At 73.7% G+C, this 20,907-nt stretch carries 16 protein-coding genes and 1 pseudogene; 10 read left to right on the top strand and 7 right to left on the bottom strand.

The features are described from left to right. The 3 genes from D3105_RS21295 to D3105_RS34645 form a co-directional block, all read right to left on the bottom strand. Positions 1-1,324: MFS transporter (locus tag D3105_RS21295; protein ID WP_240646977.1), on the bottom strand; the 1,324-nt coding region annotated here is incomplete at its 3' end. Positions 1,325-1,498: 174 nt separating this feature from the next. Next, positions 1,499-1,657, bottom strand: a complete 159-nt coding sequence (locus D3105_RS34640; RefSeq protein ID WP_165891054.1) for a hypothetical protein — start codon at positions 1,655-1,657, stop codon at positions 1,499-1,501. A gap of 80 nt (positions 1,658-1,737) precedes the next feature. After that, on the bottom strand, positions 1,738-1,899 hold the full coding sequence (locus tag D3105_RS34645) for a hypothetical protein (RefSeq protein ID WP_165891055.1): 162 nt from the start codon (positions 1,897-1,899) through the stop codon (positions 1,738-1,740). Between the two features lie 323 nt (positions 1,900-2,222). Between D3105_RS34645 and D3105_RS21300 the strand changes: the two genes are divergently transcribed. From D3105_RS21300 to D3105_RS21330, 7 genes and pseudogenes are all read left to right on the top strand, one after another. Next, positions 2,223-3,380: a radical SAM protein gene (locus D3105_RS21300; RefSeq protein WP_118904694.1), complete on the top strand. Its 1,158-nt coding sequence runs from the start codon at positions 2,223-2,225 to the stop codon at positions 3,378-3,380. Further along, entirely contained in the window at positions 3,377-4,102 is a 726-nt protein-coding gene (locus tag D3105_RS21305) for an iron-containing redox enzyme family protein (protein WP_118904695.1), read from the top strand. The genes D3105_RS21300 and D3105_RS21305 overlap by 4 nt, the downstream gene beginning before the upstream one ends. Further along, the gene (locus D3105_RS21310; RefSeq protein ID WP_010062913.1) at positions 4,099-4,317 is read left to right on the top strand and encodes an aroma-sacti cluster domain-containing protein; all 219 of its coding nucleotides are present in this window, start codon (positions 4,099-4,101) and stop codon (positions 4,315-4,317) included. The genes D3105_RS21305 and D3105_RS21310 overlap by 4 nt, the downstream gene beginning before the upstream one ends. A gap of 134 nt (positions 4,318-4,451) precedes the next feature. Beyond that, complete coding sequence (locus tag D3105_RS21315; RefSeq protein WP_118904696.1) at positions 4,452-7,757, top strand: adenylate/guanylate cyclase domain-containing protein; 3,306 nt, start codon at positions 4,452-4,454, stop codon at positions 7,755-7,757. A gap of 3 nt (positions 7,758-7,760) precedes the next feature. Further along, the gene (locus D3105_RS21320; protein ID WP_240646978.1) at positions 7,761-8,717 is read left to right on the top strand and encodes a S8 family peptidase; all 957 of its coding nucleotides are present in this window, start codon (positions 7,761-7,763) and stop codon (positions 8,715-8,717) included. Continuing rightward, complete coding sequence (locus D3105_RS21325; protein ID WP_165891056.1) at positions 8,701-9,327, top strand: GAF domain-containing protein; 627 nt, start codon at positions 8,701-8,703, stop codon at positions 9,325-9,327. Before D3105_RS21320 ends, D3105_RS21325 begins: the two co-directional genes overlap by 17 nt. A 153-nt stretch (positions 9,328-9,480) precedes the next feature. Continuing rightward, positions 9,481-10,158: pseudogene (locus D3105_RS21330) on the top strand (sugar phosphate isomerase/epimerase family protein); the annotation flags it as partial. On the opposite strand, the gene D3105_RS21335 reads toward D3105_RS21330, so the two are convergent. Then, positions 10,088-11,122 (bottom strand): EamA family transporter, encoded by a 1,035-nt coding sequence (locus tag D3105_RS21335; protein WP_240646979.1) that lies wholly within the window; start codon positions 11,120-11,122, stop codon positions 10,088-10,090. The pseudogene D3105_RS21330 and the gene D3105_RS21335 overlap by 71 nt on opposite strands. Before the next feature lie 112 nt (positions 11,123-11,234). On the opposite strand from D3105_RS21335, the gene D3105_RS21340 reads away from it, so the two are divergent. The 3 genes from D3105_RS21340 to D3105_RS21350 all read left to right on the top strand — a co-directional run bounded on the left by D3105_RS21340 (position 11,235) and on the right by D3105_RS21350 (position 14,911). Beyond that, positions 11,235-12,143 (top strand): LysR family transcriptional regulator, encoded by a 909-nt coding sequence (locus D3105_RS21340; protein WP_118904698.1) that lies wholly within the window; start codon positions 11,235-11,237, stop codon positions 12,141-12,143. A 154-nt stretch (positions 12,144-12,297) separates the two neighbouring features. Continuing rightward, on the top strand, positions 12,298-14,130 hold the full coding sequence (locus D3105_RS21345) for a glycoside hydrolase family 3 protein (RefSeq protein ID WP_118904699.1): 1,833 nt from the start codon (positions 12,298-12,300) through the stop codon (positions 14,128-14,130). 124 nt (positions 14,131-14,254) lie between these two features. After that, the gene (locus D3105_RS21350; protein WP_240646980.1) at positions 14,255-14,911 is read left to right on the top strand and encodes a hypothetical protein; all 657 of its coding nucleotides are present in this window, start codon (positions 14,255-14,257) and stop codon (positions 14,909-14,911) included. 43 nt (positions 14,912-14,954) lie between these two features. Here the strand turns inward: D3105_RS21350 and D3105_RS21355 are convergent, their stop codons facing one another. The 3 genes from D3105_RS21355 to D3105_RS21365 form a co-directional block, all read right to left on the bottom strand. Further along, positions 14,955-16,436, bottom strand: coding sequence for a S28 family serine protease (locus D3105_RS21355; RefSeq protein WP_118904701.1), 1,482 nt, complete (start codon positions 16,434-16,436; stop codon positions 14,955-14,957). Between the two features lie 105 nt (positions 16,437-16,541). Further along, entirely contained in the window at positions 16,542-16,925 is a 384-nt protein-coding gene (locus D3105_RS21360) for a hypothetical protein (RefSeq protein WP_118904702.1), read from the bottom strand. A 170-nt stretch (positions 16,926-17,095) separates the two neighbouring features. Continuing rightward, complete coding sequence (locus D3105_RS21365; RefSeq protein WP_118904703.1) at positions 17,096-20,827, bottom strand: ABC transporter ATP-binding protein; 3,732 nt, start codon at positions 20,825-20,827, stop codon at positions 17,096-17,098. Positions 20,828-20,907 lie beyond the last annotated feature (80 nt).

Here is a 20,907-nt window from a genome sequence, read left to right on the forward strand (position 1 = left end):
GGCGGGCGGCAGGCTGGTGCGGTCCGGGGGCGTCGGGGACGGGTCGGGGCGCGGGCTCATGCGGGCCGGGGCCGTCGGAGTCCTCCGAGGCGTCGTCCGGCGCGGCGGGGCTCGCGGGCGGCGGGACGGCCCCGGACCGTACGGAGGGGGCGAGCGTCATGACCGCCGCCGAGACGGCCAGCACCGCCCCGACCACACCGAACGCGTTGCGCGGGCCGAGCGCGGTCAGCAGCGCGCCGCCCGCGAGCGGGCCGAACGGCTGGACGATCGACGACAGGAAGGAGGCCGCGCTCTGCACCCGGCCCACCCGGTCCTCGGGGGTGACGACCAGCAGGGTCGACAGGAAGCCGATGCTGGCGACGGTCGACAGGCCCATGCACACCGCGCAGAGCAGCCCCGCCACCAGCGGGCTGCTGAGCCAGGCCAGCACCCCGGCCGTCAGCACGCAGCTCCAGCAGGTGACGACCAGGAGGGCCCGGATGTGGCGGTCGGGAGAGAGCCGGGGCGCGAGCAGCGCGCCGACGAGGGCGCCCGCCGAGACGCAGGTGATGACGAAGCCGCCGCCGAGTCCGGAGCGGCCGCCCTCGGAGAAGACGGCGAGCGCGGTGAAGGTCAGGGCGCCGAACGCGAAGTTCATACCGAGTCCGAAGACCAGCAACACCGTACGCAGGTAAGGCTGTTGCCAGAGAAAGCCGAGCCCGGCGGTGAGCTCGTCGCGGCTGAAGACCGACCCGGCCTTCTTGTGGGCGGCCGAGCGCGTACGCACGAGGGCCACGCAGACGGTCGACAGGAACAGCCCGAGGAACTGGGCGGTGAAGGGCAGCGCCTCGTGGATGCCGAAGAGCGCGCCGCCGACGAGCGGGCCGACCAGCCGGACCGTGGCGGTACGCGCCTGGAGCCGGGCGGTCGCCGTGCCCATCTGGTCCGGCGGCACGACCGCGCGCAGCAGACCGAAGGCGGCGGGGGCGTAGACGCTGTTCAGCACGGCTCCGGCGGTGGCGACCAGCAGGACGAGCACCATGGGGGCGTGGCCGTTCCACACGGCGACGGTCAGGGCGGTGACCGCGAGCAGGCTTCCCACGTCGCACAGCCGCATCAGACGGCGGCGTTCGACCCGGTCGGCCATGACCCCGCCGGGCAGCATCGTGATCAGCACGGCGCAGATGGAGACGGTCCCCACGGTGCCGGCCTGCACGGCGGAGCCGGTCTCCTTGAGGATGAGCAGGGGCAGCGCGAGGGCGCTCATCTGGCTGCCCAGAACGGCGAACAGGCCGCTCATCCAGAGCAGCCGGAAGTCCCGGTTGGAGCGGAGGGGCGTGGCCATCGGCAGGCTCCCGGAGATCGGCGTACGGACGTGGGACGAGGGACAAGCGCGGCGGGGCGGCTCCCGTTGCTCGCGGAGCCGCCCCGTACCGCCTGTCCGCCGGCCGGGCGCCGCGGGGGCGAGGTGTCGGCCTCGTCCCGCCGCGGCGCACGGCCCGGTGCTTCAGCGCTGAGCTCAGCGCTGCGACTCGACGACGCTCAGCACGCTGATGCAGTTGCCGTCGGTCGTGTCGCCGCCCTGGACGGACGTCTCCTGGAGGTCCAGCACGGAGTGCGCCTCGACCTCGGGGGTCTCGTTGGTCTCGTCGCCGGCCGGCTTCGTGTTCTCGGACATGGTGATCTCCATCCACTGGATAGGCGGAATGCGGTGTGCGGAACGCGGTGTGACGGAAACGCGGTGTGCGACGGGTGAGATCAGTTCTCGACGACGCTGAGCACGCTGATGCAGTTGCCGGGCGGCGCGATGATGTCGCGGTCGGCGTTGACGGCCGTCTCCTGGAGGTCCAGCACGGAGTGCGCCTCGACCTCGGGGGTCTCGTTGGTCTCGTCGCCGGCCGGCTTCGTGTTCTCGGACATGGTGGTCTCCATCCACTCGTCACTGCGGGACCGGAACGCCCGAGGGGAATCCCTCCGGTGTCCGGTGCGGCGGGCCGGTGCCTGCCGTTGCCGAGAACGTTAGGAAGCCGGGCCTGGCGATCGCTTCGCCACCGGTATGGCACCGGTATTGCCCCCAGCTCGCGGCGGGCGGAGCACCCCCGGCGGGGCCGGTCACCACCCCGGAAACCCGCTGCGACCTGGGTCCATACCACTGCCGAAGCGCCTTCGGACCGTCCTCGAACCGGTGGCCCACAGCCTGAGTACGCGCCCGACGCGCCCCGGCCCCGAAGGAGGCGGCCCGCATGGAACTCGCCGAACTCGTCGCACGGCGGCCCTTTCCCGCCGCAGGTCTGCTGCTCGGCCTCACCCGGCGCTGCCCGCTGAGCTGCGCGCACTGCTCGACCGGATCGGGCCTGTTCACCCGCCAGGAGCCGGACGCCGGTCAACTGAAGCGCTTCGTCAGCTCGTTCACGGCGGAGAACCGGCCGGACGTGGTCATGCTCACCGGCGGGGAGCCGCTGCTCCTGCCCGCGCTCGCCGAGCGGCTGAGCACCCTGGCGCGGGAGGCCGGGTCCCGTACGGCGCTGCTGAGCGGCATGTTCTTCGCCCGGGGCGTGGGCAGCCGGGGCGGACGCGGCAGGCGGGGCGGGGCTTTCCCGGGCGGGCGCAGCGGGGCGATTCCGCCCGCCATCCTGCGCGCGATCCGCTCCGTCGACCATTTCTCGGCCTCGCTCGACGTCCACCACGAACGCGAGGTCCCCCGGGCCGATGTGTTCCGCGCCCTGCACCTCGTCCGGGAGGAAGGGGTGGCCGTGAGCCTGCACCTCTCCGGGACGGGAGCCTCCGACCCGTATCTCGCCGACCTCACCCGGGCGGTGGGGAAGGAGTTCGGCGGCCAGGTGCCGTGCCTGGTCAACGAGGTGCGGCCGTTCGGCCGGGCCGCTTCCTGGGCGCGGGCGGCCCGCACCGGACCCGACCCCGCTGCGGCGTCCCCGTGCTCGATGGCAGCCTGGCCGGTGGTCGCCTTCGACGGCCGGGTGCTGGCCTGCTGCAACCAGGACACCGTGGACCGCCGGCCTGCCCCGCCCCACCTGGACCTCGGCCATGTCGCGGAGGACGACTGGGCGACCGTACGCCGCCGGGCGCTGGAATCCCCGGTGCTGCGCATGCTCCGCACGGTCGGGCCGACGCATCTGGCCGCCCGGTACGGTTCCGGCCCCCGGCCGGGCTCCTACTGCGACGGCTGCCGGGCTCTCGGCGGCGACGAGGCCGTGGCGGCCGGGGCGCAGGCGGTGGCGGGCGGTGCGGCCGGGGCGCTGCTGGACATGACGGCCGCGATGCGCGGCTCCCGGGAGGGGGCGCAGGGCATCGTGCGCCGCCACGGCTGCGCGGCGTACGCGTCGTTGGTCGTCGCGGGCGGGCCGGCCCTGCCGGGGGCCGACGGACGGGACGTCCGATGAGCACCGGGGCCGCCGCCCGGCTGCGGACCAAACTCCTTCTGCTGGAACCGGAGTTCCGGGGCGCGACGCACCACATGTGGCGCTCGGACGGGCTGTTGCCGCGCTACCGGACGTATCTGTGCTCCATGCACGCCGTCATCCGGGCCTCCGTCCCGCTGATGGAGCTGGCTCTCGACCGCCTCCGCGCCCGGGCCGCTTCCGGTGATCCGCTCGCACCGCCGCTCGCCGCGTATCTGGCGGAGCACATCCGGGAGGAGGAGGGCCACGACGCCTGGCTGCTGGAGGACCTCCGGGCGGCGGGCGGAGCACCCGAGGACGCGCTCGGCCCGCTGCCCCCGCCGCTGGTCGCCTCGCTCGTCGGGTCCCAGTACTACTGGATCGAGCACCACCACCCGGTGGCCCTGCTCGGCTACATCGCCGTGCTGGAGGGCTACGCGCCCGCCCCCGGCCTGACCGACCGCATCGCCCGGCGCACCGGGCTGCCCGCAGCCGCCCTGCGGACCGTACGGGAGCACTCGGTGCTCGACACGGAGCACCTGGACGAGCTGTACGGGCTGCTGGACCGGCTGCCGCTCGGCCGGGACCGGGAAGCGGCCGTGGCGGTCAGCGCCCTGCACTCCCTCGACGCGCTCACCCGGCTGTTCGTCCGGCTCGGGCGCTCCGCGCCGACGCCGTCGCCGCGGGGAGCCGGACCTGTCTCACCGATGGGAGTCACACCATGACCGGACCACCCGAGAACGGCGAACGGCCCCCGCTGCCCGACGCGTTGTACGAGGCGGGCTTCCCCGTGGACCTGCTCACCGAGGAGCAGCGCGAGGTGCTGAGCGGGCTGACTCCGGAGGAGCTGGCGCTGCTGCTCGATGTGAAGAGCCGGCTGGACGCCGTGGGGCCGGAGGTCCAGGCGCACGGCGAGATCGCCGGGGGCGCGCTGTTCTGACCCCGGCCCGACCCAGGGCCCGACCCCGGTTTCGACCGGTCGGCGGTACGGGCCCGGCGCCGCGATCACCGGCGTCGGGCCCGTACCCGCCCGGCATCCCGGCGAGCCCGACATCCCGGAGAGAAGGACCCGTCATGAACTGCCTCTCGTGCCAGCAGGATCTGCCGCCGACGGCCCGGTTCTGCTCGTCCTGCGGGACGCCGTGCGCGACCGCCGGGACCGCCGCGGCTGCCCCTGCCGTCGCAGCCGCCGGGGCCGGGCCGGCCGCCGCCGCTCACCCGCCCGGTGACGAACGCAAGCCGGTGACCGTGCTGTTCTGCGATCTCGTCGGGTCCACCGCGCTGTCCGGCGTGCTCGACCCGGAGACGCTGCGCACGGTGACCCTGCGGTACTTCGAGGCGATGAGCGCGGAGATCGTGGCGCGGGGCGGGACCCCGGAGAAGTTCATCGGGGACGCGGTGATGGCGGTGTTCGGCGTCCCGGTGGTCCGGGACGACGACGCGCGGAGGGCGCTGGCGGCGGCGCTCGGGATGCGCCGGGCGCTGGCCCGGCTGAACGAGGAGCTGGACGCCACTCTCGGCATCGAGCTGGCGATCCGGATCGGCGTCAACACCGGTCAGGTGGTGGCCGGTTCGGACCGGACCGCCCGGCAGGCGCTGGTCTCCGGTGAGACCGTGAACATCGCCGCCCGGCTGGAGCAGAACGCGGGCCGGGGCGAGATCCTGATCGGCCCCGGGACCCTGCTCGCCGCCGGCCCGACGGTGAACGCCGAGCCGACCGGGCCCCTGCGGCTGAAGGGCAAGCGGGACAGCGTCGAGGCCCACCGGCTGCTCGCGCTGGGCGCTGACGACCCCGAGCTGCTGCGCCGCTTCGACGTCCCCTTCGTCGGGCGCCACGCGGAGCGGCGGGCGCTGGACGCCGCGCTGGAGCGGGCGGTGCGCGAGGGCGCGGCCGGACTGCTGCGGGTCACCGGGGAGGCGGGGATCGGAAAGACCCGGCTGGTACGGGAGTGGCTGTCGGGGCGGTCGGCGTCCGGCGGGCTCGTGTACGGGGCGGGGCGGTGCCGCAGTTACGGTGACCACGGCACCCTCGCGCCGCTGGCCGACGCGGTACGTTCCCTGCTGGCCGCGTCGGACCCCTCGGAGGGTGCGCGGGAGGCTGCCGACGGACTGGCGGTCGACGACGCGATGGCGCTGCTGTCCGGGGGCCTGCTGAGCGACGGTACGCCGAACGCGCCCTTCGAGGACATGTGCGCGGCCCTGACGACGGTCCTGGAACGGGTGGCCCGCGTCCGCCCGGTCGTCCTGGTGCTGGACGACTGGCACGCGGCGGCCCCGCTGCTGGTCCGCACGGCGCACCGGCTGACGGACGGCTCGGGGTGCGCGGGCGTACTGGTCCTCTGCGCGGGGCGGCCGGACGGGCCCGGCGAGGACGACGAACAGCCGACCGGCGCTGGGCCGTCGCTCCAGCTGGCGGGGTTGCCGTACGAGGAGGCGGCCCGGCTCGCCGCCGTACTCGCCGGCGCGGACGGCGGGCGGCCCTCGGCGGACGACCGGCCCCCCGCACGGGGTGCCGCCCGGCCCGCGGACGGCGCTCAGCCCGGCGACGATGCCCCACCGGCCGACGACGGGACACCCGACAACGACCTGCTCCTGGCACGGGCCGGGGGCAACCCGCTCTACCTGGAGCAGCTCCTGGTCGGCGATCGGACGGACGCCGGGGGCGGGGCGGCCGGCGAGGATCTGCCGCCCACCCTCCAGGCCCTGCTGGGCGCGCGTATCGGTGCGCTGGCCCGGGCGGAGCGCGATGTGGTGGACCTGGCCGCCGTGATCGGCCGGGAGTTCACCGCACCGGAACTGGTCCGGCTCCAGCTCTCCGTACGGGCCGCGGAGGACCACGAGAGCACAGCGCAACGGCGGCTCGTGGACGAGGCGTTGGATGCACTGCGCCGTCGCCGACTGGTCGAGTCGGGCGCCCCCGGAGACCGGGCGGCCGAGGCGGCGTACCGGTTCAGCAGCGGGCTCGTGCACGAGGTCGCGTACACCTCGCTGTCCAAGCGGGCCAAGGCCGAACGCCACGCCTGGGCAGCTGAGTTGCCCAGTGTGCTGCACAGCGGTGACGGTGCGGTCGGCGGCCATCTGGAGCGGGCCTACCGCTACCGCGCCGAGCTGGGCCTGCTGGACGACCGGGCCCGGCGACTGCGCGACCGGGCCGCCACCGCGCTGGGCCGGGCCGGGGCACAGGCCGCCGCCCGGTCGGACCTGCACTGGGCGCACGGCCTGCTGGAGCGGGCAGTGGAGCTGCGCCCCGGCGACCCGGCGGCGACCCGGCGGCTCGGCGAGGTGCGGGTGGCGCTCGGCCACGCCGCGGAGGGAGCCGAACTGCTCAACCAGGTCCGGGAGATGGCGGTCGATCCGGTGGAGGCCGCGCACGCCCGGCTGGCGCTCGCGGTGCTGGACCCGGGCGGCCCCGGACCCGGCCCCGCCGCCGTGGCCCGAACCGTGCTCCCGGTGTTCGAGGCGGCCGGGGACTCGGTCGGCCGGGCGCGGGCCCATCTGCGGCTCGCCCAGCAGTTCCAGCGGTCCGGGCGGCACGAGGAGGCGGAGCGGGACCAGGAGCGAGCCCTGGAGCACGCGGTGCTGGCCGGCGCGGAGCCGGAACGGGCCGGGGCGCTCGGCGCGATCGGCATCTCCCTGTGGCGCGGGCCGGTCCCGGTGCCCGCCGCGGTGATCCGCTGCCGGACCCTGCTGGCGACGCACGGCGCGGGCCGCCCCACGGTCCGGGTCACGCTCAACTGCCCCTTGGCGGTGCTGTACGCGCTCCAGGACGCGGCCGAGGACGCGTACGGCTGCCTGGCCGAGGCGGAACGGCTCGCCGGGAAGCTGGGATTCGCCGAGGCCGAGGTCTTCCTGCCGATGTTCCGGGCGACGGTGGAGGCGCTGTCCGGCCGGAACGCCGCCGCGCTGGATCTGCTCGGCCGGGCGGACGCGGCGGCCCGGCGCACCGGCGCGGCCGGGATGCGGACGGCGGTGGCGCTGGACGCGGCCCGCCTGGAGCTGGACGAGGGCCGGGAGGACCGGGCTGCCGAGCGCCTGGCGGGCGTCGGCGACGCCTCGGGGCTGAGCCGGGCGGACGCGGTGGACCTGGCGGGGCTGCGGGCCCGGCTGACGGCACGGGACCGGCCCGAGGAGGCGGACGCGTCAGCGGCACAGGCGGTGCGGGCGTCGCTCCTCACCGATTCGCCGCTGGTGCAGGCGACGGCCGAGCTGGACCGGGCGCACACGCTCGCCGCCCTGGGCCGGCTTCCGGAGGCCGCGGAATCGGCCGGGGCGGCCGCGGTGCACTTCACCGGCAAGGGGCATCTGCCGGGGTTCCGCCGGGTCACCGGGTTCCTCGCGCGCCCGCCCCTGCCGATGGCCACCACGAGGGAGAGGAGCTGACCGATGACGACCACGGAACCGGCACAGGCACAGGCACAGGCACAGGCACAGGCGGAATCGGTACGGACCCGGGCGCGTCCGGCCCCTGGGCAGGGGCTGACCTGGAGTCTGCGCGGGCGCGGCCCCGACGACGTACCGGTGCTGGCGGACGCCGGGCCGCCGCTCGGCCGCCCGGCCGGGCCCGCCACCGGGCGCGGTGTCCGCGTGTGCGTCGTGGACTCGGGCGTGGAGCGCGACCATCCGCTGGTCGGCCCGCCGGCCGGGTCCTGGGTGGTCGTCAAGGACGGGGAGAGCGGCGGGATCACCGTCGAGCCGACCACCACCGGGGACACCTGCGGCCACGGCACCGCGTGTGCGGGCATCATCCGCCGGACCGCCCCGGAGTGCGAGATCCACAGTGTGCGGGTGCTCGGCGAGCGGTTCTCCGGCACCGGCGACATCCTGATGGCCGGGCTGCGCTGGGCGGTGGAGCAGCGGTTCGACGTGGTCAACCTCAGCCTGTCGACGACCCGCACCCGGTTCGCGCAGGAGCTGCACAGCCTGGCGGACAGCGCCTACTTCGCCCGCACGGTGATCGTCGCCTCGGCGCACAACACCCCGGTGGAGAGCTTCCCGTGGCGGTTCGCCTCCGTGATCTCGGTGGGCAGCCACCAGGAGGACGACCCCGAACTGCACCTGTACAACCCGGACCCCCCGGTGGAGTTCTTCGGGCCCGGCCAGAACGTGACCGTGCCCTGGCTCGGCGGCCGGACGATCCGCACCACGGGGAACAGCTTCGCCACGCCGTACGTCGCCGGGCTCTGCGCCCGCGTCCTGTCCGCGCATCCGCGGATGACGGCCTTCCAGCTCAAGAACGCCCTCTATCTGTCCGCGGCCAACGTGCGCCACGCGCCGCGTCCTTCTTCCACTCCCGCTTCCTCCACTCCGGCAGGAGATACCCGTGATGACTCCGAGAACTGATTCCGCCGCCGCCTTCTCCTCCTCCCCAACCACCACCACGGTCGCCGACGCGCCGCGCAGCGAGCTGCTCCAGTCGGTCGTCGACGTGGCCCGCGCCATCTTCGGGGCCGAGGCCAGTTCGGTGTTCCTGCTCGACGAGGAGGCGGACGAGCTGGTCTTCCAGGCCGTGTCCGGGCAGGGCGAGGAGTTCCTCGTGGGCCGCCGGTTCCCGGCCGGGCGCGGAATCGCCGGGTGGGTGGCGACCTCCGGCGAGCCGATGGTGGTCGACGACCTGAGCGCCGACCCGTCCTTCGACCGCTCGCTGGCGGAGTCGACCGCGTACGTACCGAACGCCCTCATGGCGGCCCCGCTCATCAGCGACGCCCGGATCCTGGGCGTCCTGGAGGTGCTGGACCCGTCCCCGCAGGCCCGGTCGGGGGTACGGGAGCTGGATCTGCTCGCGATGTTCGCCCGGCAGGCCGCCGCCGCGCTGCGGGTGATCACCCCGGAGCGGGTGCGGGAGGCGGAGGAACGCTCGGTCCTCGCCGGGCACACGCTGGCGGGCGCGCAACGTGAGGACGCGCTGAGACTGCTGGGTAGCCTGGAGCGACTGCTGCGGGGCGTCGGCTGAGGCGGCCGCCGCACCTGGTCGCGTACGGGGACCGTCCGGCCCGCGCACGGGAGTAGCCAACGGTCCGGCGGGCAGGAGCGGGACGTCGGCACAAGGGCACAGCGCACAGCCCACAGGGCACAGGGCACGAAGCGCAAGGGAAGGACACGCACGATGAAGCTCGCTTTCTCCACCCTCGGGGTGCCGGGGACGCCGGTCGCCGAGGTCGTCCGGCTCGCCGCCGGGAACGGCTACCAGGGGGTGGAGCTGCGCGTCCATCCCGAGGAGCCCGTGCACCTGGGGCTCTCGTCGCTGGAACGGGCCGACGTGGTCGAGGCGTTCAAGGCGGGCGGCGTGGAGATCCTGACCCTCGCCGGGTACGTCCGGGTGGCCGCCGAGGGCGACGACGAGCCGGTCCTCGCGGAACTGTCCGAGCTGGTGAAGCTCGCCCGGGACCTGGGCGCGTCCTACGTTCGGGTCTTCCCCGGCGGCGGCGACCAGGAGCAGGCGGAGGCCGACGCGACGGCCGCACGGCGGCTCGGCGCGGCGGCCCCGGCAGCCGCCGACATGGGCGTGAGCATTCTGCTGGAGACCCATGACTCGCACGGCGCGGGCCTCGACGTCGCCCGGGTCGTCGCCACGGTCGGGCACCCCCGGGTCGGCGCGATCTGGGACGTGCTGCACACCTGGCTCGCCGGTGAGGAGCCGGCCGCCAGTCGGGCGGTGCTCGCCCCGCACCTGGGCTACGTCCAGGTGAAGGACGTCGCCTCCGCGGAGGACCTCACTCCGCTGCCGCTGGGCTCCGGGGTGCTGCCGCTGGCGGAGGGCCTGGACGGGACGGGCCCGGACACGTGGGTGTGCTGGGAGTACGAGAAGCGCTGGCACCCGGGGGCGGCGGAGCTGCCGGGTCTGCTGGCCGCCGGACGCGAATATCTGCTGCGGCTCGGCGCCCCGAAGCAGTAGCGAGCCCGACGCCCGAGGTCAGCGCCACCCCGCCCACCAGCAGCGCCGCCGCGCACCAGCGCAGCGGGCTCACGTCCTCGCCGAGCGCCAGCGCCGCCGAGGACATCCCGAAGACCGGGACGAGCAGGGTGAAGGGCGCCACGGACGAGGCGGGGTACTGGCGGAGCAGGAAGCCCCAGGCGCCGAAGCCGAACACCGTGCTGACCCAGGCGACGAACAGGATGATGCCCACCCCGCTCCAGTCGAGCGCGGCCAGCGCCTCCGCGTCCCGGTCCGGGCCCTCGAAGAGGAGGGACAGGCCCAGCAGCGGCAGTACGGGAACGGCCGAGACCCAGACCATGAAGGTCAGGGCGTCCTTCGGCGCCGCCCGGCGGGTGAACACGTTGGACACGCCCCAGCAGGCCGCCGCGCCGACGACGAGGACGAACGCGAGGACCGGGCCGCCCGCCCCCTCGTCCACGGCCGCCACCGTGATGCCCGCGAGCGCGACGGCCATGCCCGCCACCCGGATCCGGCCGGGCCGCTCGGAGAGGGCGAGGGCGGCGAACAGGGCGGTGAAGACGGCCTGGATCTGGAGGACCAGGGAGGAGAGCCCGGCGGGCATCCCCTGGCCCATGCCGATGAACAGGAGCCCGAACTTCCCCACGCCCAGGACGAGTCCGACCCCCACGACCCACTTCCAGGCGACCGACGGCCGGCCCAGGAGGAAGATCGCGGGCACGGCGGCGGCGAGGAAGCGGAGGGCGGAGAAGAGGAGCGGTGGGAAGTGGTCGAGCCCCAGCTCGATCACGACGAAGTTCACGCCCCAGAGTGCCGCGACGAGCACGGCCAGGGCGATATGGCGTGGACGCATGCGGCGAGCATTCAGCAGGGTGACCGTGCAGCACCAGCGCCGATTTCTTCATGGTGGAATTCAGGGCTGCTGAAGAATGCCCGTGAAAGATGCCCCTGAAGGTGAGGTCACCGTGCTCGATCTGGCCCGGCTGCGCGCCCTGCACGCGGTCTTCGTCCACGGTTCCGTCGCGGGCGCCGCGATCGCCCTCGGCTACACCCCGTCCGCGATCTCCCAGCAGATCACCAAGCTGGAGCGGGAGACCCGGACGACGCTGCTGGAGCGGCGCGGGCGCGGGGTGGCGCTGACCGAGGAGGCGTTGCGGCTGGCCGACACGGCCCAGCGGCTGCTGGCCATCATGGAGCAGGCCGAGACGGAACTGGAGGAGCGCCGGGGGCGGCCGACCGGCCGGCTGACGATCGCCGCGTTCGCCTCGGCCGCACGGGGGCTGCTGCCGGGAGTGCTGGCCGAGCTGGACCGGGAGCACCCGGCGCTGGACGTCCGGCTGGACGAGGTGGACCCGCATCTGTCGGTGGACCTGGCGGCGAAGGGGGTCGTCGATCTGGCGGTGGCGCATGACTGGGACATCGCCCCGCTGCCCGCCCCGGAGGGCCTGGCCCAGGCGGTGATCGGGCTCGACCGGTGCGATCTGCTGGTCCCCGAGGGGCATGCGCTGGCCGGGCGGGACGGGGTGCGGCGCGAGGAGCTGGCGCGCGAGCGGTGGATCTGCCAGCCGCCGGGGACGGTGTGCCACGACTGGCTGGTGCGGACGCTGCGCACGGCGGGGTACGAGCCCGACATCCGGCACCGGGCGGAGGAGAACCACACCCAACTGGCCCTGGTGGCCGCCGGCCTGGGCATCGCGATGATGCCCCGGCTGGGGCGGGGGCCGCTCCCGGACGGGGTGGTGGCGGTGCGTCTCGACCCGGTGCCGGAGCGGCGGCTGTACGCGCTGTGGCGTACGGAGGCGGCGAGGCGTCCGGCGATCACGGCGGCGGTGGACGCGCTGCGGGCGCACGGCGCGGCGGCGGGACTGGCGTGAGGGCGGGCCCGACCTCCGCACCCCGGCCCCCCAGCCCCTCCCACTCTTCTGGCGGTACGTCACTCCCGGGCCCGGCACGGCCTCTTGACCGGAAGTTATTTTCCCTATAAGCGTACTTCCTTGGAAGTTTCTTTCACCCCGGGAAGGAGCTCACGTGCCCCACCGCACCTCAAGACGCACCCTCCTCACCGCCACGGCGGCCGTCACCGCCGCCGCGGCGACCGGCGCCCTCACCCCGCCCGCCGTCGCCTCCGCGCACTCCACGAACGCCTCCACCGACCGCCGGCTGCGGCAGATCATCGCCGGGATGAGCCTGGAGGAGAAGGTCGGCCAGCTCTTCGTGATGCGGGTCTACGGGCACTCCGCCACCGACCCCGACCAGGCCGACATCGACGCGAACCTCAAGGAGATCGGGGTCCGTACGGCGGCCGAGCTGATCTCCACGTACCACGTCGGCGGCATCATCTACTTCACCTGGGCGCACAACACCCGCGACCCGCACCAGATCGCCGACCTCTCCAACGGCCTGCAGCGCGCCGCGCTCGCCGAGCGCCACCGGGTGCCGCTGCTCGTCTCCACCGACCAGGAGCACGGCATCGTCTGCCGGGTCGGCGAACCCGCGACCCTGCTGCCGGGCGCGATGGCCCTCGGCGCGGGCGGCTCGCGGTCCGACACCCGGCGGGCGGCCTGGATCGCGGGTGCGGAGCTGGCCGCGCTCGGCATCAACCAGAACTACGCGCCGGACGCCGACGTCAACGTCAACCCGGCCAACCCGGTCATCGGCGTACGGTCCTTCGGCTCCGACCCCGACGCGGTGGCCGACCTGGTCGCGGCGCAGGTGAAGGGCTACCAGGGGGCGGGCATCGCATCGACCGCCAAGCACTTCCCCGGCCACGGTGACACGAACACCGACAGCCACACCGGGCTGCCCGTCATCAACCACACCCGCGCCCAGTGGGAGGAGCTGGACGCGCCGCCGTTCCGCGCCGCGATCCGGGCCCGGATCGACTCGATCATGACCGCGCACATCGTGGTCCCGGCGCTCGACCCGTCCGAGGACCCGGCCACGCTCTCCCGGCCGATCCTCACCGGCATCCTCCGCGAGGAGCTGGGCTACGACGGGGTGGTGGTCACCGACTCGCTCGGCATGGAGGGGGTGCGCACGAAGTACGGCGACGACCGCGTCCCGGTCCTCGCCCTGCTGGCGGGCGTGGACCAGCTGCTGAACCCGCCGAACCTCTCCGTCGCCTGGAACGCCGTGCTGGAGGCGGTCCGCAGCGGCGAGATCAGCGAGGCGCGGATCGAGGAATCGATCCTGCGGATCCTGCGGCTGAAGAGCGGACTCGGTCTGTTCCGGGACCCGTTCGTCAGCCACCGGGGTGTCGAGCGGACGGTCGGCAGCCGCGCGCACCGGGCCGCCGCAGACCGGATCGCCGAGCGCACGACGACCCTGCTCGCCGATCCGGGCTCGCTGCTGCCGCTCTCCCGGCGCACCCACCGCAACCTGCTGGTGGTGGGGGCCGATCCGGCCTCCCCCTCCGGGACGACGGGCCCGCCGACCGGCACCCTGGCCCACGCCTTCGGCGAACTGGGCTTCAGAGCAAGGGCGTTGTCGACCGGTACGGCCCCGAACCAGGCGAAGATCGACGAGGCGGTCGCCGCCGCCGAGGGCAGGGACGCGGTGGTCGTGGCGACGTACAACGTCACGGCGAGCAGCTCGCAGCGCACGCTGGTGACCGCGCTCGTGGCGACCGGCGTCCCCGTCGTCACGGTCGCGATCCGCAACCCGTACGACGTCGCCCACCTCACCGGGACCGGCGTCGCGGCGAGCCTCGCCGCGTACTCCTGGACCGATGTCGAACTGCGCGCGGCGGCCCGGGTGATCGCGGGCCGCGCCGAGCCGGAGGGCACCCTGCCGGTTCCCGTGCAGCGCGCGGACGATCCGACGCAGGTGCTGTACCCGGTGGGCCACGGACTGTCGTACTAGCCCTACGGCGACCGGACGTCCCCGGCCTCCGGCGATCGGCGCAAAGCACCCCCGCATCTGGCGTGGCCCCGCTCCGGCGGGCCACGCCGGGTGTACGTCTTCGGTGACGTATTGGGGGGTTTTCATGGATGAGCCCATGTCCTCGGGGGCCCGGAGCCGACGGCCCGCCCCGTTACCGGCCCGCGTGGTCCTGGCGGTGGCCGCCGTCGTGGTCGCGCTCCTGCTGACGGCCTGCGAGGCCCCGGGCCGTACGGACACCGACGACCGGGGGCCCGCCCCCGCCTCGCCCGCCCCGTCCCCGTACGGGGTGGTGTTCCTCGGGCCCGGGGACTGCAGTTCGCGGGGCCCGGTGATCCGGGAGGTGTTCTGCCGCAGCGAGAAGGCCGCGGCCACTGTCCTCGCCCGGCATCTCGGCACCCCGTCGTCGGGCCCGCCCTGCCCGGACGCCACCGACTTCGTCCTGCACGTCTCCGAGACGGGCACCGGGGCCCGTTCCCGGCTCACGACCGGTTACGCCTGCATGCGGAACCTGGAGCCCCCGCACCCGGGCGACCCGGGGCAGGGCGGCGGGCCGCTGACCGTCGTCGGCGACTGTGTCACCGCCTCCCGCGCGGGCGAGGTCACCGAGACCGCCTGCGCGGACGCGGGCGGCCGCGCCCCGCGCTACCGGGTGGAGTCGGCGGTGCGGCGGCGGGACCGGTGCCCGGACGACACGGACCTGTTCGTCTCCCTGCGCGGGGAGAAGCCGGTGGGCTGCGCCCGCCGGTCCACCGGATGGTGACGGTGACCGACGGGCGCAGCCCGGGACGAGCCGCTACGGGCTACTACGGGCGCAGCGTGGCCTCGTCGCGCTCGACCTCGCCGTTGCGCCGGTCCAGCCTGGTGTCGAACTTCGCCAGCGGCTTCGCCTTCGCCGGGTCGTTCTCGACGGCCGCCGGGGCGACGCCCGCCCAGCGCAGGATGTCGGCGGTGGCCTTCGCCCGCTCGGCCTCCGGGAGACCGGAGACCCGTGCCCCGTGGTTGCCGCCGGGGACGGTGTACACGGCGCTGTCCTTGGCGCCGCGGCCGATGCGGAACGGCTCCGCGCTCCACGGGTCGTTCTCGCCGTTGACGTACATCATCTGGCGGGCGTTGTGCTTGACCCAGCGGTCGATGTCCCGCATGGCACCCCGGTCGAACTTCATCGGGATGGAGCGGGGCACGAAGTTGCGCGGGGGCTGGTAGCCGTAGCGGCTCAGGTTGCCGAGCCAGGGCTGCTTGATGTCGGGCGATCCGAGCTGGGTGCCCGCCTGGTAGTAGTACGGGGTGTACGTCTCCAGGCCCTGGTCGGCGTAGGCGGAGAAGCCGGAGATGGAGTCGACGGAGTTCCAGATGTCGTCGTCCGTGGCCTTCTTGGCGTCGGCCGGGATGTCCACGCAGTCGGCGACCAGGCTGTACTGCCAGAACGCCCACACGTAGTCCATGACCGTGGCCTCGTAGGCGCGGTCCAGGGAGCCGATGGTGTTGAAGGTCCAGCCGTTGGCGGCGGCCTGCTCCTTGTACTTCTTCTGGAGCGGGGCCCGCCGGATCAGCGCCTCGCGCTGCACGCCGGCCAGCTTGTCGCGGCACTCCTCGGTGCCGACGTTGCGGAAGAACCGGTCGTACGCCGAGTCCTCGTCGTTGTTGACGTCGTTGGGCGCGACGTAGGCGACGACGCCGTCCATGTCCTTCGGGTAGAAGCGCTCGAAGTACGTGGCGGTCATGCCGCCCTTGGACCCGCCGGTGGCCAGCCACTTCTTGCCGTAGATCTTCTTCAGTGCGGTGAACACCCGGTGCTGGTCGCTGGCGGCCTGCCAGATGTCCAGCTTGGACCAGTCGGCCGGGGCGGGGCGGGACGGGGTGAAGAAGCGGTATTCCAGGGAGACCTGGTTGCCGTCGATGATCTGCGTGGGCTCGCTGCGGCTGGGGTTGGTCGAGACGTTGTAGCCGCTGGTGGAGAAGACCGTCGGGCGGGAGACGTCCTTGTGCAGCACGGTGATGCGCTGCTGGAACGTGCCCTTGGACGGGCGCCGGTGGTCGACCGGCTGGGTGTAGTTGAGGACGAAGTAGCGGTAGCCCGCGTACGGCTTCTCCTCGATCAGGCTCATGCCCGGGATCGCCAGGATGCGGTCCTTGATGTCCTCGGCCCTCGCTTCGCCGCCGAGGGCGGTTCCGCTGCTCTTCGCGGCCGGTTCCGCGGCGGTGGCCGCACCGGCCGAGGCCCCCGTGGCTCCGACCGTGCCTATGAGCACGGCGAGCGAGAGAACCCCTGTGAGTGACTTGCGCATGCACGCTCCCCTTGATTCACAACAGTCGCCGTGAACTTATCGGGGGCAACACACGCCACGCCAGACCCGGTTGTCCGTGTCAGCACAAGATGTCAGCACCGGATGTCAGCAGAGGATCCATCCGGTGGAGACGGACTTCTTGCCGATCGCGCCGGTGGCCCGGACGCAGCGGTTCAGCGCGTTGACCGTGACCGGGCCCGCCATCTTCGTGTACGAGCCCTTGTCGGAGACCGCGCGACCGCCGCGCGCCTGGAGCGTGACGCTCATCGTCCGCCGCTTGCCGGGCTTCTTGGCGACGGTCACCGCGCAGGCATGAGCTCGGGACTTGTAGACACGCAGCTCTCCCGTGGAGAACTCGACCGTCTTCGCCGGGCGGCCGGAGCAACCGGAGGCGGCCTGGGCGGTGCCGGGGACGGCGAGGACAGGGACGAGCCCGCCCAGCAGGGGCAGGACGAGAAGGCCGACGAGCGGCAGCCGTCTCCGCCGCATCGGTTTCACCGCTCCGGCCGGTCCCGCAGCCCCGTCCGGCCCCACCGGCCCCGCAGTCCTGTCGAACACGTTCGCCCCCACCTGACATCTGTACGCCCATGCGTCCCTGGCTACGACGCAGCAGACGCGCGAGAGGTTGCACGCCACGGGTACCCTGCGCCGCCGGGCTCTCAGACGGCCGCGGGCTCGTCCTCCCCTATGCCCTCGCCTATGAAGGTGCGCCACAGCCGGGCGTACTGCCCGTCCAGGGCGAGCAGCTCGTCGTGCGTACCGTCCTCGGCGACGCGTCCGTGGTCCATCACCACGACCCGGTCGGCGCGGGCGGCCGTCGTCAGCCGGTGGGCGACCACCAGGGTGGTCCGGCGGCCGGTGAGCCGGTCGGTGGCCTGGTTGACGAGGGCCTCGGTGGCGAGGTCGAGGGCGGCGGTGGCCTCGTCGAGGAGGAGCACGTCCGGGTCGACCAGCTCGGCGCGGGCCAGGGCGATCAGCTGGCGCTGCCCGGCGGAGAGGTTGCGGCCCCGCTCGGCGACCTCGTGGAGGTAGCCGCCCTCCAGCGTGGCGATCATCTCGTGCGCGCCGACCGCGCGGGCCGCGGCCTCGACCTCGGCGTCGGTGGCGTCGGGCAGCCCGTAGGCGATGGCGTCGCGGACCGTCCCGGCGAAGAGGTACGCCTCCTGCGGGACGACGCCGAGCCGGTGCCGGTAGGCGGTCATGTCGAGCTTGCGGAGGTCGGTGCCGTCGGCGGTGACCCTGCCGCCGGTGGGGTCGTAGAACCGGGCGACCAGCTTGACCAGGGTCGACTTCCCGGCCCCCGTCTCCCCGACGAAGGCGACGGTCTGCCCGGCGGGGATGTGCAGGTCGATCCCGGTGAGGGCCTCCTCCTCGTCCCCGTACGCGAAGGAGACGTCCTCGAACGCGATCTCGCCGCGCAGCGAGAGCACGTCGAGCGGCTCGTCCGGGTCGGCGGTCGAGGTGGGCTCGCGCAGCAGCTCCTGGATGCGGCCGAGGGAGACGGTGGCCTGCTGGTAGCCGTCGAAGACCTGGGAGAGCTGCTGGACGGGGGCGAAGAACAGGTCGATGTAGAGGAGGTAGGCGACCAGCGCGCCGACGGTCAGCGTGCCGTTGTCGATCCGGCCCGCGCCGACGATCATCACCGCGGCGGCGGCGACGGAGGCCAGCAGCTGGACGAACGGGAAGTAGACGGAGATCAGCCACTGGCCGCGTACCCGGGCCTGGCGGTAGCTGTCGCTGCGCTCGGTGTAGCGGGCGGCCCCGTCGTGCTCGCGGCCGAAGGCCTGGACGATCCGGAGACCGGCGACGGACTCCTGGAGGTCGGCGTTGACGGCGCTGATGCGGGTCCGGGCCAGTTCGTACGCCTTGACGCTGCTGCGCCGGAAGAAGAAGGTGCCGATGATCAGCACGGGCAGGGTGGCGAACACGACCAGGGCGAGCTGGATGTCCAGGACGAGCAGCGCGACCATGATCCCGAAGAAGGTGACCACGGAGACGAACGCGGTGACGAGACCGGTCTGGAGGAACGTGGAGAGGGCGTCGACGTCCGTCGTCATCCGGGTCATGATCCGGCCGGTCAGCTCGCGCTCGTAGTAGTCGAGGCCGAGGCGCTGGAGCTGGGCGAAGATCTTCAGGCGGAGCGAGTAGAGGATCCGTTCGCCGGTCCGGCCGGTCATCCGGATCTCGCCGGTCTGGGCGATCCACTGGACGAGCACGACGACCAGCGCGATCGCGGAGGCCGCCCACACCGCCCCGATCGAGATCTGGCTGACGCCCTCGTCGATGCCGTGCCGGATCAGGACCGGCAGCAGCAGACCCATCCCGGCGTCGACGGCGACGAGCCCGAGGCTGATGAGCAGGACCGCGCCGAACCCGCGCAGCAGCCGGCGCAGCCCGTACGAATCCTCCGGGCGCACGGCGTTGGCCTCGTCGACCTCGGGGGTGTCCGTGGCGGGCGGCAGCGCCTCGACCTGGGCGAGGAGTTCGGGGGTGGCGGGCATCCCGGCGGCGGTGGTGTCCCGTTCCTCCTCCCTGCGGATCCACAGCTCGGGCGTGATGCCGCGCTCCGCGTCGAACTCGGCGTCCAGCTCCTCCTGGAGGGCGCGGTCGTCCTCCGGGCCGGCCTCGGCGTGCGGCGGCCGGTGGCCGGGCGAGGTGGCGCCCAGCTCGTCGGGGTCGGTGAGGAGGCGGCGGTAGAGGGCGGAGGTGCGCTCCAGCTCCTCGTGGGTGCCGATCGCGGCGAGCTTCCCGCCGTCGAGGACGGCGATGCGGTCGGCGAGCTGGAGGGTGGAGCGGCGGTGGGCGATGAGGAGCGTGGTCCGCCCCGCCATGACCTGCTTGAGCGCCTCGTGGATCTCGTGCTCGACACGGGCGTCGACGGCGGAGGTCGCGTCGTCGAGGAGGAGGAGCCGGGGGTCGGTGAGGATGGCGCGGGCGAGGGCGACCCGCTGACGCTGGCCGCCGGAGAGGGTGAGCCCGTGCTCGCCGACGGTGGTGTCGTAGCCGTGGGGCAGTTCGGAGATGAACCCGTGGGCCTGGGCGGCGCGGGCGGCCGTCTCGATCTGCTCCTGGGTGGCGTCGGGGAGGCCGTAGGCGATGTTGGCGCGGACGGTGTCGGAGAACAGGAAGCTGTCCTCGGGGACGAGCCCGATCGCGGCGCGCAGGGATGCCTGGGTCAGCTCGCGGACGTCGTGGCCGCCGATGAGGACGGCCCCGTGGGAGACGTCGTAGAAGCGGGGCAGGAGGAGCGAGACGGTGGACTTGCCGCTGCCGGACGCGCCGACGACGGCGACGGTCTCGCCGGGTTCGACGGTGAGCGAGAACCCGTCGAGGACCGGCCGCTCCTCGTCGTAACCGAAGCGGACGTCGTCGAACTCGATCCCGGCCGGGGCGTCGGCGGGCAGCTCCTTCGTCCCGTCCTGCATGGACGGCTCGGTGTCGATCAGCTCCAGTACGCGTTCGACACCGGCGCGGGCCTGCTGGCCGACGGTGAGGACCATGGCGAGCATCCGGACCGGCCCGACGAGCTGGGCGAGGTAGGTGGAGAAGGCGACGAACGTACCGAGGGTGATCTCGCCGCGGGTGGCCAGCCAGCCGCCGAGGGCGAGCATGGCGACCTGGCCGAGGGCGGGCACGGCCTGGAGGGCGGGGGTGTAGCGGGAGTTCAGCCGGATGGTGCGCAGCCGCCCGGCGAAGAGGCGTCGGCTGACCTCGCGGAGCTTCCCGGTCTCCTGGTCCTCCTGCCCGAACCCCTTGACGACCCGGACCCCGGAGACGGCCCCGTCGACGACTCCGGCGACGGCGGCGGCCTGGCTCTGGGCGTACCAGGTGGCGGGGAAGAGGCGGGTCCTGGAACGGCGGGCGATGAACCAGAGCGCGGGGGCGACGGCGAGGGCGACGAGGGTCAGGGGCAGCGAGAGCCACGCCATGATCACCAGGGAGATGAGGAAGAGCAGCACGTTCCCGATGGTCATCGGGAGCATGAACAGCAGCCCCTGGATCAGCTGGAGGTCACTGGTGGCCCGGCCGACGACCTGCCCGGTGGACAGCTCGTCCTGCCGTTTCCCATCGAGCCGGGTGATCGTCGCGTACATGTCCGTACGCAGATCGTGCTGGACGTCCAGGGCGAGCCGGCCGCCGTAGTAGCGGCGGATGTAGGTGGCGATGTAGACGAGCACGGCCGCGCCGATGAGCAGCCCGGTCCAGACGGCGAGGGAGCGGGTGTGGTCGGTGACCACGTCGTCGATGATCACCTTGGTGATCAGCGGTACGAGGGCCATGACGGCCATGCCGGCGAGCGACGAGCCGAGGGCGAGCACGACGTTCCGCCGGTACCGCCACGCGTACCCGATCAGCCGTCGGCCCCACCCCTGTTGCTCTGCGCCCGTCACGCTTTGCCTCCCCGTCCCGTTCGATCTTCCGGAAGGCACCAACGCGGTGGGAGGCGGATTTCATCCCGCCCCGTTTGTTG

The organism is Streptomyces globisporus, assembly GCF_003501885.1.
In the GTDB taxonomy this organism is placed as follows: Bacteria; Actinomycetota; Actinomycetes; order Streptomycetales; family Streptomycetaceae; genus Streptomyces; species Streptomyces globisporus_D.